Here is a 12,767-nt window from a genome sequence, read left to right on the forward strand (position 1 = left end):
AAATACACGGGGTTTTTATCGGTTGTATCAAGCCGATGCCACCCCCATCTTTCTAAAAACGTACCGCTTCGGTATGATTCCTACTATATGAATAAAGAAAGCAACAGCATCATGGAAAAATGGCCCCTGCCTGAGTTTGAAAGCAAAATTTGCCCGCCCGAAGCGCTGGTCGAACGCCTTGCCGAGCTGCCGCACCCGCTGGTGTTTACCAACGGCTGCTTCGATATTCTGCACCGCGGCCATGTTACTTATCTGGCGCAGGCACGTTCTACCGGCGCGGCTATGGTATTGGCTCTGAATACCGACGCATCCGTGCGGCGGCAGGGTAAGGGCAGCGACCGCCCGATTAACCCGCTGGAAAACCGCGCTGCTGTTGCCGCAGCTTTGGACAGTGTGGATTTGGTAACATGGTTTGATGAAGATACCCCGGCCAACCTGATTGAATTGGTGAAACCCGATATTTTGGTGAAAGGCGGCGATTGGCCGATAGAAAAAATCGTCGGTTCGGCGGAAACTTTGGCGCGTGGCGGCAAAGTGTATTCCATTCCTTTTCTACATCAAACCTCCACGACGCAAACATTGGCGAAAATCCGCGCATCAGAAACGGCGGATCGCACATGACGGCACTCAAACCGCCGCTTTGGAAACTGTTGGCCACGCTTTCAGACGGCCAACCGCAGCATGTGTCGGCACTGGGGCGGGTAGTCGGTTTGAAACCGCAGCAGATGAACGGCTTGTGGCAGCAAATGCCGCCGCATATCCGCGGTTTGTTGCGCCAGCACGACGGGCAGTGGCGCTTGGTGCGGCCGTTGGCAGTTCTTGATGAAACACGCTTGCAGCAAATTGGTGCCCGATATGGTTTTCAGACGGCCTTATATCATGAATGCACATCCAGCAACGATATTGTGCTGGAAACTGCAAAAACCGATTATCACAAAGCCGACGGGCTGTTGGTGGTGGCACATCATCAAAGCAAAGGGCGCGGACGGCAGGGCAAAACTTGGCAAAACCGTTTGGGTGAGTGCCTGATGTTCAGCTTCGGCAAAGTATTCGAACAGCCGCAAAGCGAATTGGGTGCTTTGGCTTTGGCCGTGGCTTTGGCCTGCCAGCGTGCTTTGGTGAAGCTGGGCGTGGCCGCGCAAATTAAATGGCCGAATGATTTGGTGGTCGGTCGCGGCAAACTCGGCGGCATTCTGATTGAAACGGTACGCAACGGCGGTAAAACCGTTGCCGTGATTGGCATCGGCCTGAATTTTGTGTTGCCCAAAGAAGTCGAAGAGGCCACTTCGGTGCAGGCGGTACTTCAGGCGGCGCCGTTGAACGTTGATAAATTATTGTCGGCTGTATTGGATGAATTGAACAGTGTGTTAACCCAATTCGGCCGCCATGGTTTCGCGCCGTTGATGGGGGCTTATCAGGCCGCCAACCGCGACCAAAACCATCATGTGCGCCTGTTTCAAAACGGAGAAACCCTTTACGAGGGCGTAGTGGCCGGCATCACCGAGCAGGGGGCGTTGCGCTTGCAAACCGAACAAGGCGAACGCTTGGTGGTAAGCGGCGAAATCAGCCTGCGCCCTGATGAGCACCCGCAACCCGTTCAGACGGCCGTTCCCCAGCGCTACCTGCTATTAGATGCGGGCAACAGCCAGTTAAAATGGGCATGGGTGGAAAACGGTGTTATCGGGCATACCGGGCGCGCGCCTTACCGCAACCTTACCCCGCTGGGTAAGGAGTGGCAGGAGCGCGGTGATGATACGGTGCAGATTATTGGTTGTATCGTCAGCGGCGAAGTGAAAAAAGCACAAGTAGCAGAACAACTGCCCAAGCCGGTGCAATGGCTATCTTCAATGCAGCATGCATTGGGCATACGCAACCACTACCGCAATGTTGAAGAACACGGTGCCGACCGTTGGTTTAACGCTTTGGGCAGCCGCCGCTTTACCGCTAATTCTTGCGTGGTGATGAGTTGCGGTACGGCGGTTACCATTGATGCACTCACCGATAATAATCATTATCTGGGCGGCACCATTATGCCCGGTTTTCATCTGATGAAAGAATCGATGGCACTCAAAACCGCCAACTTAAACCGCCCGCACGGAAGGGTTTACCCGTTTCCGACCACCACCGCCAATGCCTTAGCCAGCGGCATGATGGATGCGGTATGCGGTTCGCTGTTGCTGATGCACGCGCGCTTGCGCGAAAAAGTCGGGATGGAAAAACCGGTGGACGTGATCATTACCGGCGGCGGCGCACCGAAAGTCGTGCAGGCGTTACCTCCGTCGTTTGTTTTGGACAACACGGTGAAAATTGTAGATAATCTTGTGATTTTCGGCTTATTGAACTGGATACAACAACCATGAAATGGCTTTTTGCTGTATTGGTGGCATTGAATATTATTGTTTTCGGCGCAACGGTTGCCGGACGTGTGGCGGAAAAACAAAAAACCACCGTCGCACCAACGATACCTGTTGTCGCTGAAGCACAACATGAATTGGCTCCGCCTATGATTGAGGTGGGTAAAGAGGCTTCTGGAAGCGCTGCTTTGGATTGGATAGGTGAAAGCGAATCTATACCTGTTGCCGTTTCGGAGCCGGTAGACGATGAACTGCTGCTGGCAGAAATGGATAAAAAAGCCAAAGAAGAACAGGATCAGGCCGCTAAAGAGAAAAAAGAGCAACAAGAAAAAGCCAAACGCGAGCGCGAGCAGAAAGAAGCTCAAGTGGCGAATAGAAACCGCCAATGTACCAGCAATGCCAGCATCACTTTGGAAGAAGACGATTACCACCGTATTAAAGGGCTGCTGAAACAATGGCCGCATGTGGCTTCGCGCACGGTAGAAAAACGCAGCAGCAAGCCCAAGGCCGCCCAGTCGCAAAAAACCTACCGTGTATTGGTGCCTTCCGGTGGCGACGCAATGGCGCAGTTGGATAATCTGGCCGCCAAAGGCTTCAGCGGTACGTTTTATGAAGGCGATATCAGCGTGGGCGTCACCCGCAGCCGTTCAGCCGCCCAAGTATTGATTTCGCGCTTGGCAACGGCCGGTTTCGGTGGAACGCGTATTGATGAGCAGGACGACCAAAATACGTCGGAAAATAACTCATTGAGCGTAGCTAAAATGCAGGTAATGTTTGTGAACATTGATGATAAAAATGCCGCAGCCATTCAAAATATTGTCGAACGCTATGGCAAATTAAGCCGTGGGGCGTGTAAATAAAACCTGCACAGTAGTTTGAATATAAACAGGCCGTCTGAAAGATTGTTTTCAGACGGCCTGTTTATATGGTATGGCTGAAATAATTAGCTGTTCACCAGTTTATTCACCAAATCTTTAAGCTGATTGCTGATGCTTTCATCGGTGACTTTGCCGTCTTGGAAAACATCGTTGAATTTTTTAACGCTGTATGAATCAATGATTTCGGCACCAAAATGGGGCAGTGTGGTTTTGGTGATTTCTAGTGAGTGCATTGCACCGCCGGGGCCGGTGGAAGTGCTTAACAGCAATACTTTTTTATCTTTTAAAAATGCACGGTTGTGGCGGGACAGCCAATCTAAATGGCTTTTGAAAAAAGCGGTCATATTGCCGTTGTGTTCCGATGTGCTGATAATCAGTTTGTCGGCAGTTTGTAGTTTTTCATATAAAGCCACGGTTTCTTTTGGAATACCGTCGGCTTTTTCGATATCCATACTGTATAAAGGCGAAGGATAGTCTTTTAAACAGATCACTTCGATATCGGATGAGAAGCCGGCAACATAATTTACCAATGCCTGGTTGATAGAAGTGGAGCTATTGCTGCCTGCAAATGCGATGATGGTCATTAATTTTACTCCTTAAAGAGTCTACATAAAAATAAATAAAGCTGATTCGGATACTTATTGTCTGCAAGGTGGTGCCGAATTTGGTAGGGTGCGAAGCCGTTTACGGTCGGATTTTTGCATCAAACATAAATTCTGCGCGTAAGCAGATAATATTGTCAAATATCGGCTGTTCGGTTCAGACGGCCTATATGGTTGCGTTTGGCTAATCGTCGGCAAACAAACGGCCTTGCGCCGCTAAAGCTTTAACAGGGGCGAAGCCCAAGCGGTGTTCTTTTAAAATACCGAATTCGGCCAATGCCGCCAGATGTGCCGCCGTGCCGTAGCCCTTGTGCCGCTCGAAGCCATATTGCGGATAACGCTCGGCTAGGGCATACATTTCCGCATCGCGGGCGGTTTTGGCCAGCACCGAAGCCGCCGATATGGCTAAAACCTTGCTGTCGCCTTTTACAATCGCTTCGGCTTCGATATTTAAGTTTTTCGGGATACGGTTGCCGTCTATCAATACTTTTTGCGGCGGCGTGACTAGGCCGTGTATGGCGCGGGTCATCGCCAACATGGTGGCATGCAAGATATTCAGTTCGGCTATTTCGTTCACATCGGCAGAAGCCACTGCCCAAGCCAGTGCCTGTTCTTTAATCTGTAAGGCCAGTAGGTCGCGTTTTTTTTCACTCAGCTTTTTAGAGTCGGTTAAGCCGGGCAATTCATAATCCGGTGGCAGAATCACGGCGGCGGCAAACACGCTGCCCACTAAGGGGCCGCGGCCTGCTTCGTCCACACCGGCGATTAGAGTAGGGGTCATATCGGGGCTTTCGTACGGCTTGGCGTTACTTGCCCAAGCCGTTGGCGGTTTCAGACGGCCTTAGTTATCGGCAAGCGGCTGGGGTTGGCTTGCCAAACAAGCCTGCTCATTGGCCAATTGCTGTTCAATGGTTTCCCGTTGGCGGATAAGCCGCACATCCGAGCCGTTTATCAATACCTCGGCAGCGCGGTTGCGGGCATTATAGTTGCTGGCCATGCTGCTGCTATATGCACCGGCACTATGCACTACCAGCAAATCGCCTGCTTGGCAGGCAAGGCGGCGGTTTTGGCCTAAGAAGTCGCCCGTTTCGCAAATCGGGCCGACCACATCGGCGGTAAACGCTTCGCCCTCACCCCCGCCGACCGTTTCAATGCGGTGGTGGGCATCATAAAGGGCGGGGCGCATTAAATCGTTCATGGCCGCATCGACAATCACAAAATTTTTCTCTTCGCCCTGCTTGATAAACTCGACACGGGTTAACAACACACCCGCATTGCCGACCAAGCTGCGACCCGGCTCCAGCATTAATTTCAGCTCGCGGCCGTCCAATAGCTTGGCAACGGCATCGGCATAGGCTGCCAAATCGGGCACTTCTTCATTGTCGTACACAATGCCGACACCGCCGCCTAAATCAATATGCTTCAGCATAATCCCTTCGGCGGCCAACTGATCGACCAACAGTAAAATACGCTCGCATGCTTCCACTAAGGGGCTTAAGTCGGTGAGTTGCGAACCGATATGGCAGTCGATACCGATAATGTTCAGATGGCTCAACGCGGCAGCGTGGCGGTATGCCGCTAAAGCATCGGTATAGGCAATGCCGAATTTATTGGCTTTTAATCCGGTGGAAATATAAGGATGGGTTTTGGCATCGACATCGGGGTTAATACGCAGTGAAACCGGCGCTTTTTTACCCAAACGCACGGCCACGGCCTGAATGCGGTCGAGCTCGGGCAGGCTCTCGACATTGAAGCACAAAACGCCCGCATTCAAGGCAAATTCGATTTCCGCCTCGCTTTTGCCGACACCGGAAAAAATGGTTTTGCCCGCATCGCCGCCGGCCGCCAGCACCCGCGCCAATTCGCCGCCGGATACAATATCAAAGCCGCTGCCGAGCGCGGCAAAATGCTTGAGAATACTCAGATTGCCGTTGGCCTTTACCGCATAGCAAACCAAAGGGTTTAATGCCGCAAAAGCATCGGTATAGGCGCGGTAGGCATCGGTGAGTGCCGATTGCTGATAAACATAAAGCGGGGTGCCGAATGTATCGGCCAGTTTGGTGAGTGTGGTTGAATTATCGTGTGTTGTCATGATTATTGTGTGGGTGCGGTAGGTTCTCTGGATTCGAATTGCAAGCCGGTTTGAATCACGCCGAAGCGGGCTTTATCGCCTTCTTTGGGCAGGTATAAATCGTTTTTATAACCGCAGCCGGCCAATAAACAGGCGGCTGCCAGCAAAAATGCAGCGGTTTTCATGATGCTCTTTCGTTGTATGCGCTAATGTGGCAAGATGCGGTATCTTAAACAAAAAAGCCCTTGTGCACAAAGCCCATCATGAATGAAAGTGAATTTTTACAGCAAACCGACGCCTTATTTAACCATATTGAAGACCAAATAGACGAAGGCGGTTGGGATTTCGACTGTCTGCTAAGCGGTAATGTATTAACCATCGAAGCCGACGACGGCACACAAATTATTGTCAACCGCCACACCCCCAATCAGGAATTATGGATTGCGGCCAAAAGCGGCGGCTATCATTTCGCTGAAAACAACGGCCAATGGCTGGCTACGCGCGACGGCAGCGAATTTTTCAGCGTATTGAATCAGGCACTCAGCGCAGCGGCCGGGGAAGATGTTGTTATCGAAGCTTATAAATTTCAATAAAATGGCTGAGGCCGTCTGAAAGATTGTTTTCAGACGGCCTTTGTAGGGGCGGATTAAATATCCGACCGAACCGACATATCAAACCATGCCGACATTATTCAAACATTATCCAACCCAAACAAGCGGGCGGATATATAATCCGCCCCTACATACCATTCAGAACACGATTAAAAAACACCGTAGGGTGTATGGCGAGAGCCACGCACGCGGTTTTTAGTAATCCCAACCAACGCGTGCGTGCCGTCGGCGCACACCCTACACAGATATGGTTTCAATCATTAAAGGCCGTCTGAAAATTGTTTTCAGACGGCCTTTAATCTATGGAACATGATTAGAGCGGGGCGGTCGAATAACTATAAATGGTTTATAAATTAACCATTTTAATACTGATAATCAATAATAGATTTTAGGCTCGCACGACATAGCGCGGGCAGATTGCCAAACGGTTTATAAAGGAGAAAATCATGCGGTATACACGGCCGATTGCTTTGATGTGTTCATTGGTATTAAGTGCTTCCGTTTTTTCGGCGGAACCTGTTAAGACTTTACCCGGCGATATTACTTTGAATCAGGCGCAGCAGGTGGTGCGGGCGGCTTTGCGACATGCGGAAACCATTAAAGTGCCGATGAATATTGCCGTAGTGGATGCGGGTGGTAATTTAAAAGCCTTTGCGCGGATGGATGATGCATATTTGGGCAGCATTGATATTGCCGAACGCAAGGCCCGTACAGCACGTTATTTTAATATGTCTACGCGGGCTTTGGGCAATGCCGCCCAGCCCGGTCAGTCTTTATACGGCATAGAAGCGACCAATAACGGCTTGGCGATTTTTGCCGGTGGCGAATTGCTAATTGATAGAAAAGGCGTGATTGTGGGCAGTGTCGGCGTGAGCGGCGGCACGGTAGACGAAGATGAAAGCGTGGCGAAAGCCGGTGCACGGGCTTTAAGCGGCAGCACCCGCTAATCAACGCTTTCAGACGGCCTGATAAATTATGCTTGCGGCAACAGGCTGCGTACGGCTTCGCCAATATCCGATGCGTGGGTAATGGCGGTAATCACGGCGATGCCGTCGGCGCCGGCGGCGCGGATGGTGTCGGCGGCGTCTGCCTTAATGCCGCCGATGGCAACCAGCGGGCGGTCGAAACCTTTTTCACGGATGGCGCGGACGGTATCAATGCCGACAGTCGGGTTTGGCTGCTCTTTCGATTGGGTGGAAAAAATCGGGCCGATGGCGAAATAGCTTAAATCGGGATTATTGCGGTTTTTTTCGATTTCCGCCCAAGTATTGTTCGACAAACCCAACATCAGCTTGCCACGGCACAAATCAGCGGCTTCTTCAACGGGCATATCTTTTTGGCCGATATGCACACCGTCTGCGCCTAAGGCCAATGCCATCTCTATATTGTCATCAATAAAAAACGGCACTTGATAGTGGCGGCACAAGTCGCGGCACTGTACCGCCAGTTGCTCGATACGCGCCTTATCCTGAATGGCGTTTTTACCTTTTTCGCGCAATTGAAAGCAGGTAATCCCTGCGGCTAAAGCCTGTTCCAATACCGAAAGCAGGTTTTGTTCGGGCGTACCGGATAGATGGTTACAATCTTGTGTACCGGCGACTAGGTAGAGTTTTAGGAAAGAGCGGGGGTTTTGCATTTTTTGAGTCCTTGGGAGATGAGGTTGTTTGTATTAGATAATGTTGGTGTTTGCTGAGGATCGAGTATTTATTTAAAATGAATCGTTTATTATAGTTGTCTCAATAGTCCAATCAGGGTTTAACTTTTGTATTGTAATTATTTTAATAGTCCAATTAGAGTTTAATTCTTGAAGGTGTGCTAATAATTTAATTCGAATTTCTTTTTTCTCAATTGGAAGTTCTGATTTAAAACCTAATATATGCTGTACGGATTCATCTGACGATATCTTTTTAAATTGGAATTCAACTTTTTTTGTGGAATGGCAATCCAAGATTTCTTTTAGGCTTTCCGGAATAATTATCCAATCAATATTAGTGAGTGTGGTTTTATTTTCGATGTTCTCTACAGTTTGTTGCATTAATAATGCACCTGTCCAAGTTATATCATTTAATTTACTTATTTCTAATTCCAGAGCCTTAATATCTTGTAAATTAGCTCCTTTGAGGTTAGTTTTTCCCAATTTAACCCCTTTAAAATTTGCTTCTTGTAAATTTGCTTCTTGTAAATTTGCAAACCGTAAGTCAGCTTCCTCTAAGTCTGCCTCTTGTAAATCTGCTTCTTGTAAATTAGCTAGTAGCAAACTAGCTTTTTGTAAATGAGCAGAACGTAAGTAAGCTTTTTCTAATTTGGCCTGGGATAAGTTTGCATTTTGTAAATCAGTTTCTTCTAAATTAGACTTTTGAAGTTTAGTTTTGGATAAAGTGGCTTTTTGTAAAGTAGCTCCGAATAACTCAGCTTCTTCTAAATTAGCCTCTGTCAAATTAGCTCCTTGTAAATTAGCTCCGAGTAAATCAGCTTTATATAAATTGGATTCTTGCAAATTAACTTCTTGTAACTCAGCTCCTTCTAAGTTAGCATCTTGCAAATTAACCTTATATAAATTAGCCTCTGTCAAGTTAGCTCCTTGTAAATTAGCTCCTTGTAAATTAGCTTTTGTTAATTTAATTTCTTGTAACTCCACTCTTTGTAATTTAGCTCCTTGTAATTGTATCCCTGTACAGTCTGTCTCTTTAAATAGTTCTAAAACTTCTTTACTTAATCCAAGTAAGTGTAAATTTATATAAGATAAATATAGATTAGAGAATACCTCCTTATGGCAGCGAAGATGTTTTCCTCCTTCGGCTAATAATACTTCAGTTAAAGCAATGGCTAATGGGCTATTGCGTACATGTTCTAGTTCCTCATCTTGATTTTCTTTACCTTCAACCTGCTTAAATAAAGCCAGCCATGCAGCAGTCAGCAGATTTAATGCCGGACGGCGAAAGCCATCGCCATGTTCGCCACAAAAAAACGGTTTGAGCATATAGACTGCTGCGACTTGTAAGCCTACCGCCCCATCTTCACGGCTATGGCTGGGCAGATGGCGTTGGTTGCCTGCTTGGCCGTATTCCTGAATATTTTCAGTTTCTAGAGAAACCGTTTTATTGATTAGCTTTCTAGGGGACTCTTTAGTCTTTTTAGTAATTTTATCTTCAACTAAATGTAAACCGCTTACCCATTCGGCAATTTTATGAAACTCTTTTAGATTGACGTCTTTGCGTTGGCTTTCAAGCTGTTTGATGGTGTTTTGGTCTCGAAACAGCCAAATAAAAAAGGCAACGGGGGACGAAATAATTAAAGCGAGTAGCGTCCAAAAACCATTTTTTTCAATTAGTTCACTCCAAAAGTTATTTCCTATACGAGCAGAAAGGAATTGCAAAACACACCATAGAACCGCGCCTGAGAATAGGGCTGCCAAAATGATTAACAATATACGTAAACCATGTTTAGGTTGATCAGATTGCTTGCTCATATTTATCTTTGATTTTCGGGGTGAATAAAAGAACCATGCACTCTATATTTTTCAGACGGCCTGCTTAAAAGGGTCGTCTGGCGGTGATGATTATTGGGCAGGGTGATTATATAAAGGTTTGATGGTTTTGTGGGTTTGCTTTTTGCGGCAGGGGAATGGGCGGCATGGTTTGGGTGTCGGCGCGGGCGGATATGTAATCCGCCCCTACAAAGGCCGTCTGAAAACAATTTTATCTTTCAGACGGCTTGAAATGGTTGAAACCGTATCCGGTAATCGGCATGGGCAGGGTGTGTGCCGCCGGCACGCACGCGTTGGTTGTTTTTTAAAACCGCGTGCGTGGCTATGCCACACACCCTACACTTGTTTTTTAACAGTGTTGGGTTTTGGTTGGTTATGGAAGTAGCGATGGATTGGAACAGTTGTAGGGGCGGATTGTATATCCGCCCGTTTGTTTGGGTTTGGACAATGTTTGGATAATGGCGGCATGGTTTGGGTGTCGGCGCGGGCGGATATGTAATCCGCCCCTACAAAGGCCGTCTGAAAACAATTTTATCTTTCAGACGGCTTGAAATGGTTGAAAACGTATTCGGTAATCGGCATGCGTAGGGTGTGTGCCGACGGCACGCACGCGTTGGTTGGATTTTTTAAAACCGCGTGCGTGGCTTTCGCCACACACCCTACACGTGTTTTTTAATTGTGTTCGGTTTTTATTGGCTAATGCAGCTTATAAAGTGCGGTGCATGAGGGCGGGCAGGCGGTTGCGGACGCTTTTCAAGCGGGCGGCATCAAGTTCGGCCATAACCATGCCTTCGCCTTCGGGCAATACGTCGAGGATTTCGCCCCACGGGTCGATAATCATGCTGTGGCCGTATGTGCGCCGCCCGTTTTGGTGTACGCCGCCTTGTGCGGAAGCGACAACGTAGCATTGGTTTTCAACGGCGCGGGCGCGCAGCAGCAGTTCCCAATGTGCTTTGCCGGTAGTGTAGGTAAAGGCGGCGGGCAGCATGAGGATGTCGAACGGCTGTTGGATGCGGAAAAATTCGGGAAAGCGCAAATCGTAGCAGATGCCGGCAGCTAGGTGGATATCGTCGGCGCTCAGGTGCGGCGGGGTGTGGCCGGCGAGTATGGTGTCGGCTTCGTCGTAGCGCTCGCCCAGGCCGGAATAGCCGAAGAGGTGCATTTTATTGTAGCTGCCGATTAATGCGCCGGTGCGGTCGTATACCTGCATGGTGTTTAATACTTTGTCGGGGTCGGGGCTTTGTAGGGGGATGGAGCCGCCGAATAAAACGATATTGTTTTCTTGCGCGGCTTGGCTGAGGGCGGTTTGCAGCGGGCCGTGGCCGTCTGCTTCGGCAAAGGCGAGTTTGTCGCTGTCTTTTTCGCCCATAATCGGCCAGTATTCGGGCAGCAATACCCATGCGGCACCACGTTCGGCGGCTTCTTTAACAAGACGGCGCATGGTTTGGATATTGGCTTGGGGGTCGGTACCGGAAACCATTTGTATGGCGGCAACGCGAATGGTGTGCATGGGGCTTCTCCTTGTTTGTTTCAGACGGCCTTTTCATTTCTTAATAACTTTTAAACCGTGCTTCTGTTAGACTTTTCATGCTTTATTTTAAATGAGAACGGATAATGAAAAAATGTATTTTAATCTTCTGTGCTGCGTTGCCGTTGGCAGCGTGGGCGGATGTGAATCTTTACGGTAATATCCGCAGCGGCGTGAGCGTGTCGCGTGTGACTGTGGGCGGTGAACGTCATTCCACTACTTCTATTGATGATTTCGGCAGCTATATCGGTATGCGCGGCTCGCATCCGATTGGCGGCAGTAATAATGTTATCTGGCAGTTTGAACAGGATACGCCGGTGAGCAATAGCGGCGGATCGATGCGGGAATATTTCCGCAAGAAAAAAGAGAATAGTATGTTTAGCCGTTGATTGGGTTGAAATGTTGCTGGTAAGGGCGGATTAAATATCCGCCCTTTTTGCGTGGGCGTGGAATGGGGATTAAGACCAGTTTTGTGCGATTTTGTCGGCTTCGGCCAGCCGCTCTACGGTGCCGACATCAAGCCATAAGCCGTTGTGCTGTTCGCCGGAAACCAAGCCTTGCTGCATGGCTTGGCGCAATAAGGGGGCGAGTTTGGCGGCTTGGTGCGGCGGGGTGTCGCGGAATAAATCGGGGTGGTAAACGCCTGTGCCGCTGAAGGTGAGTGCGCTGCCTTCGGCATTATCGGAAGCAATCAGGCCGTTTTGCTGCAAAATAAAGTCGCCTTTGGGATTGTGGGCGGGGTTGGGCACTAACCAAAGATGGGCGAGTTTTTGCTGTTGTGTGAGGGCTTGGGCGCGGTGAAAGGCCGTCTGAAAGTCGATATCGGTGAGTACGTCGCCGTTTACCACTAAAAACGGTTCGCTGCCGAGCAGGGGCAGGGCGGTGGCGATGCCGCCGGCGGTTTCCAAGCCTTTTTCGCCTTCGGGGGAATAGGCGATGCGTACGCCGTAGGCTGCGCCTGTGCCGAGGGTGTCTTCGATTTGGCTGCCGAGCCATGCGTGGTTGATCACGATGTCTTCAATGCCGGCGGCTTTGAGGCGGCGTAAATGCCAGCCGATAAGCGGTTCGCCGCCTGCTTTGAGCAGGGGCTTGGGGCAGGTGTCGGTGAGGGGGCGCATCCGTTCGCCGCGTCCGGCGGCTAATATCATGGCTTTCATAAGGGTTCCGTATCGGTGTGGACGGGTCGGATTGTATAACAAAGGCCGTCTGAAAATATAGGGTTAATCGATTTTGTGT

At 49.3% G+C, this 12,767-nt stretch carries 16 protein-coding genes; 7 read left to right on the forward strand and 9 right to left on the reverse strand.

What is annotated here, in order from left to right; genetic code table 11:
• The first annotated feature begins 111 nt into the window (after window positions 1-111).
• From rfaE2 to D0T92_RS02075, 3 genes are read left to right on the forward strand one after another with little or no spacing between them, the layout of a single operon-like run.
• Window positions 112-621: a D-glycero-beta-D-manno-heptose 1-phosphate adenylyltransferase gene (gene rfaE2 / locus D0T92_RS02065; RefSeq protein WP_404821663.1), complete on the forward strand. Its 510-nt coding sequence runs from the start codon at window positions 112-114 to the stop codon at window positions 619-621.
• Window positions 618-2,360 (forward strand): bifunctional biotin--[acetyl-CoA-carboxylase] ligase/type III pantothenate kinase, encoded by a 1,743-nt coding sequence (locus D0T92_RS02070; RefSeq protein WP_151049762.1) that lies wholly within the window; start codon window positions 618-620, stop codon window positions 2,358-2,360. The genes rfaE2 and D0T92_RS02070 overlap by 4 nt, the downstream gene beginning before the upstream one ends.
• Window positions 2,357-3,214 (forward strand): hypothetical protein, encoded by an 858-nt coding sequence (locus D0T92_RS02075; protein WP_151049764.1) that lies wholly within the window; start codon window positions 2,357-2,359, stop codon window positions 3,212-3,214. Before D0T92_RS02070 ends, D0T92_RS02075 begins: the two co-directional genes overlap by 4 nt.
• Before the next feature lie 83 nt (window positions 3,215-3,297).
• Here the strand turns inward: D0T92_RS02075 and D0T92_RS02080 are convergent, their stop codons facing one another.
• The 4 genes from D0T92_RS02080 to lptM form a co-directional block, all read right to left on the reverse strand.
• Window positions 3,298-3,816: an NADPH-dependent FMN reductase gene (locus D0T92_RS02080; protein ID WP_151049766.1), complete on the reverse strand. Its 519-nt coding sequence runs from the start codon at window positions 3,814-3,816 to the stop codon at window positions 3,298-3,300.
• A 202-nt stretch (window positions 3,817-4,018) separates the two neighbouring features.
• Window positions 4,019-4,615: a ribonuclease HII gene (rnhB, locus tag D0T92_RS02085; protein ID WP_151049768.1), complete on the reverse strand. Its 597-nt coding sequence runs from the start codon at window positions 4,613-4,615 to the stop codon at window positions 4,019-4,021.
• A 60-nt stretch (window positions 4,616-4,675) separates the two neighbouring features.
• Window positions 4,676-5,926 carry a diaminopimelate decarboxylase gene (gene lysA, locus D0T92_RS02090; RefSeq protein WP_151049770.1) on the reverse strand — a complete coding sequence of 417 codons (1,251 nt, stop codon included), beginning with the start codon at window positions 5,924-5,926 and terminating at the stop codon, window positions 4,676-4,678.
• Between the two features lie 2 nt (window positions 5,927-5,928).
• The gene (gene lptM / locus D0T92_RS02095; RefSeq protein WP_151049772.1) at window positions 5,929-6,090 is read right to left on the reverse strand and encodes an LPS translocon maturation chaperone LptM; all 162 of its coding nucleotides are present in this window, start codon (window positions 6,088-6,090) and stop codon (window positions 5,929-5,931) included.
• A 75-nt stretch (window positions 6,091-6,165) separates the two neighbouring features.
• Here lptM and cyaY point away from each other — a divergent pair, with 75 nt between their 5' ends.
• Together cyaY and D0T92_RS02105 are read left to right on the forward strand one after the other, a co-directional pair.
• Window positions 6,166-6,498, forward strand: coding sequence for an iron donor protein CyaY (gene cyaY / locus D0T92_RS02100; protein ID WP_151052938.1), 333 nt, complete (start codon window positions 6,166-6,168; stop codon window positions 6,496-6,498).
• Between the two features lie 464 nt (window positions 6,499-6,962).
• Window positions 6,963-7,463 carry a GlcG/HbpS family heme-binding protein gene (locus D0T92_RS02105; RefSeq protein WP_151049774.1) on the forward strand — a complete coding sequence of 167 codons (501 nt, stop codon included), beginning with the start codon at window positions 6,963-6,965 and terminating at the stop codon, window positions 7,461-7,463.
• Window positions 7,464-7,489: 26 nt separating this feature from the next.
• On the opposite strand, the gene thiE is transcribed toward D0T92_RS02105, so the two are convergent.
• Both thiE and D0T92_RS02115 read right to left on the reverse strand, forming a co-directional pair.
• Window positions 7,490-8,152, reverse strand: a complete 663-nt coding sequence (gene thiE / locus D0T92_RS02110) for a thiamine phosphate synthase (RefSeq protein ID WP_151049776.1) — start codon at window positions 8,150-8,152, stop codon at window positions 7,490-7,492.
• Window positions 8,153-8,224: 72 nt separating this feature from the next.
• Window positions 8,225-9,985 carry a pentapeptide repeat-containing protein gene (locus D0T92_RS02115; RefSeq protein ID WP_151049778.1) on the reverse strand — a complete coding sequence of 587 codons (1,761 nt, stop codon included), beginning with the start codon at window positions 9,983-9,985 and terminating at the stop codon, window positions 8,225-8,227.
• Between the two features lie 121 nt (window positions 9,986-10,106).
• Between D0T92_RS02115 and D0T92_RS02120 the strand changes: the two genes are divergently transcribed.
• Window positions 10,107-10,388 carry a hypothetical protein gene (locus D0T92_RS02120; protein WP_151049780.1) on the forward strand — a complete coding sequence of 94 codons (282 nt, stop codon included), beginning with the start codon at window positions 10,107-10,109 and terminating at the stop codon, window positions 10,386-10,388.
• Between the two features lie 146 nt (window positions 10,389-10,534).
• Here the strand turns inward: D0T92_RS02120 and D0T92_RS11685 are convergent, their stop codons facing one another.
• Both D0T92_RS11685 and D0T92_RS02125 read right to left on the reverse strand, forming a co-directional pair.
• Window positions 10,535-10,657 (reverse strand): hypothetical protein, encoded by a 123-nt coding sequence (locus D0T92_RS11685; RefSeq protein ID WP_263641691.1) that lies wholly within the window; start codon window positions 10,655-10,657, stop codon window positions 10,535-10,537.
• Between the two features lie 52 nt (window positions 10,658-10,709).
• Window positions 10,710-11,513 (reverse strand): carbon-nitrogen hydrolase family protein, encoded by an 804-nt coding sequence (locus D0T92_RS02125; RefSeq protein WP_151049782.1) that lies wholly within the window; start codon window positions 11,511-11,513, stop codon window positions 10,710-10,712.
• A gap of 104 nt (window positions 11,514-11,617) precedes the next feature.
• Here D0T92_RS02125 and D0T92_RS02130 point away from each other — a divergent pair, with 104 nt between their 5' ends.
• Window positions 11,618-11,920: a porin family protein gene (locus tag D0T92_RS02130; protein WP_151049784.1), complete on the forward strand. Its 303-nt coding sequence runs from the start codon at window positions 11,618-11,620 to the stop codon at window positions 11,918-11,920.
• A 69-nt stretch (window positions 11,921-11,989) separates the two neighbouring features.
• Here D0T92_RS02130 and murU read toward each other — a convergent pair whose 3' ends face one another.
• On the reverse strand, window positions 11,990-12,688 hold the full coding sequence (murU, locus tag D0T92_RS02135) for an N-acetylmuramate alpha-1-phosphate uridylyltransferase MurU (RefSeq protein ID WP_151049785.1): 699 nt from the start codon (window positions 12,686-12,688) through the stop codon (window positions 11,990-11,992).
• Window positions 12,689-12,767: the final 79 nt, after the last annotated feature.

Source organism: Neisseria zalophi, assembly GCF_008807015.1.
GTDB lineage: Bacteria > Pseudomonadota > Gammaproteobacteria > Burkholderiales > Neisseriaceae > Neisseria > Neisseria zalophi.

Bases quoted from the DNA above. Each gene is read 5' to 3' on its own strand.
- murU (WP_151049785.1), bottom strand. From the start codon at position 12,688: ATGAAAGCCATGATATTAGCCGCCGGACGCGGCGAACGGATGCGCCCC.
- D0T92_RS02120 (WP_151049780.1), top strand. From the start codon at position 10,107: ATGGTTTTGTGGGTTTGCTTTTTGCGGCAGGGGAATGGGCGGCATGGT.
- rnhB (WP_151049768.1), bottom strand. From the start codon at position 4,615: ATGACCCCTACTCTAATCGCCGGTGTGGACGAAGCAGGCCGCGGCCCC.
- D0T92_RS02130 (WP_151049784.1), top strand. From the start codon at position 11,618: ATGAAAAAATGTATTTTAATCTTCTGTGCTGCGTTGCCGTTGGCAGCG.
- thiE (WP_151049776.1), bottom strand. From the start codon at position 8,152: ATGCAAAACCCCCGCTCTTTCCTAAAACTCTACCTAGTCGCCGGTACA.
- D0T92_RS02070 (WP_151049762.1), top strand. From the start codon at position 618: ATGACGGCACTCAAACCGCCGCTTTGGAAACTGTTGGCCACGCTTTCA.
- D0T92_RS02125 (WP_151049782.1), bottom strand. From the start codon at position 11,513: ATGCACACCATTCGCGTTGCCGCCATACAAATGGTTTCCGGTACCGAC.
- D0T92_RS02075 (WP_151049764.1), top strand. From the start codon at position 2,357: ATGAAATGGCTTTTTGCTGTATTGGTGGCATTGAATATTATTGTTTTC.
- rfaE2 (WP_404821663.1), top strand. From the start codon at position 112: ATGGAAAAATGGCCCCTGCCTGAGTTTGAAAGCAAAATTTGCCCGCCC.
- D0T92_RS02105 (WP_151049774.1), top strand. From the start codon at position 6,963: ATGCGGTATACACGGCCGATTGCTTTGATGTGTTCATTGGTATTAAGT.
- D0T92_RS02080 (WP_151049766.1), bottom strand. From the start codon at position 3,816: ATGACCATCATCGCATTTGCAGGCAGCAATAGCTCCACTTCTATCAAC.
- lptM (WP_151049772.1), bottom strand. From the start codon at position 6,090: ATGAAAACCGCTGCATTTTTGCTGGCAGCCGCCTGTTTATTGGCCGGC.
- lysA (WP_151049770.1), bottom strand. From the start codon at position 5,926: ATGACAACACACGATAATTCAACCACACTCACCAAACTGGCCGATACA.
- D0T92_RS02115 (WP_151049778.1), bottom strand. From the start codon at position 9,985: ATGAGCAAGCAATCTGATCAACCTAAACATGGTTTACGTATATTGTTA.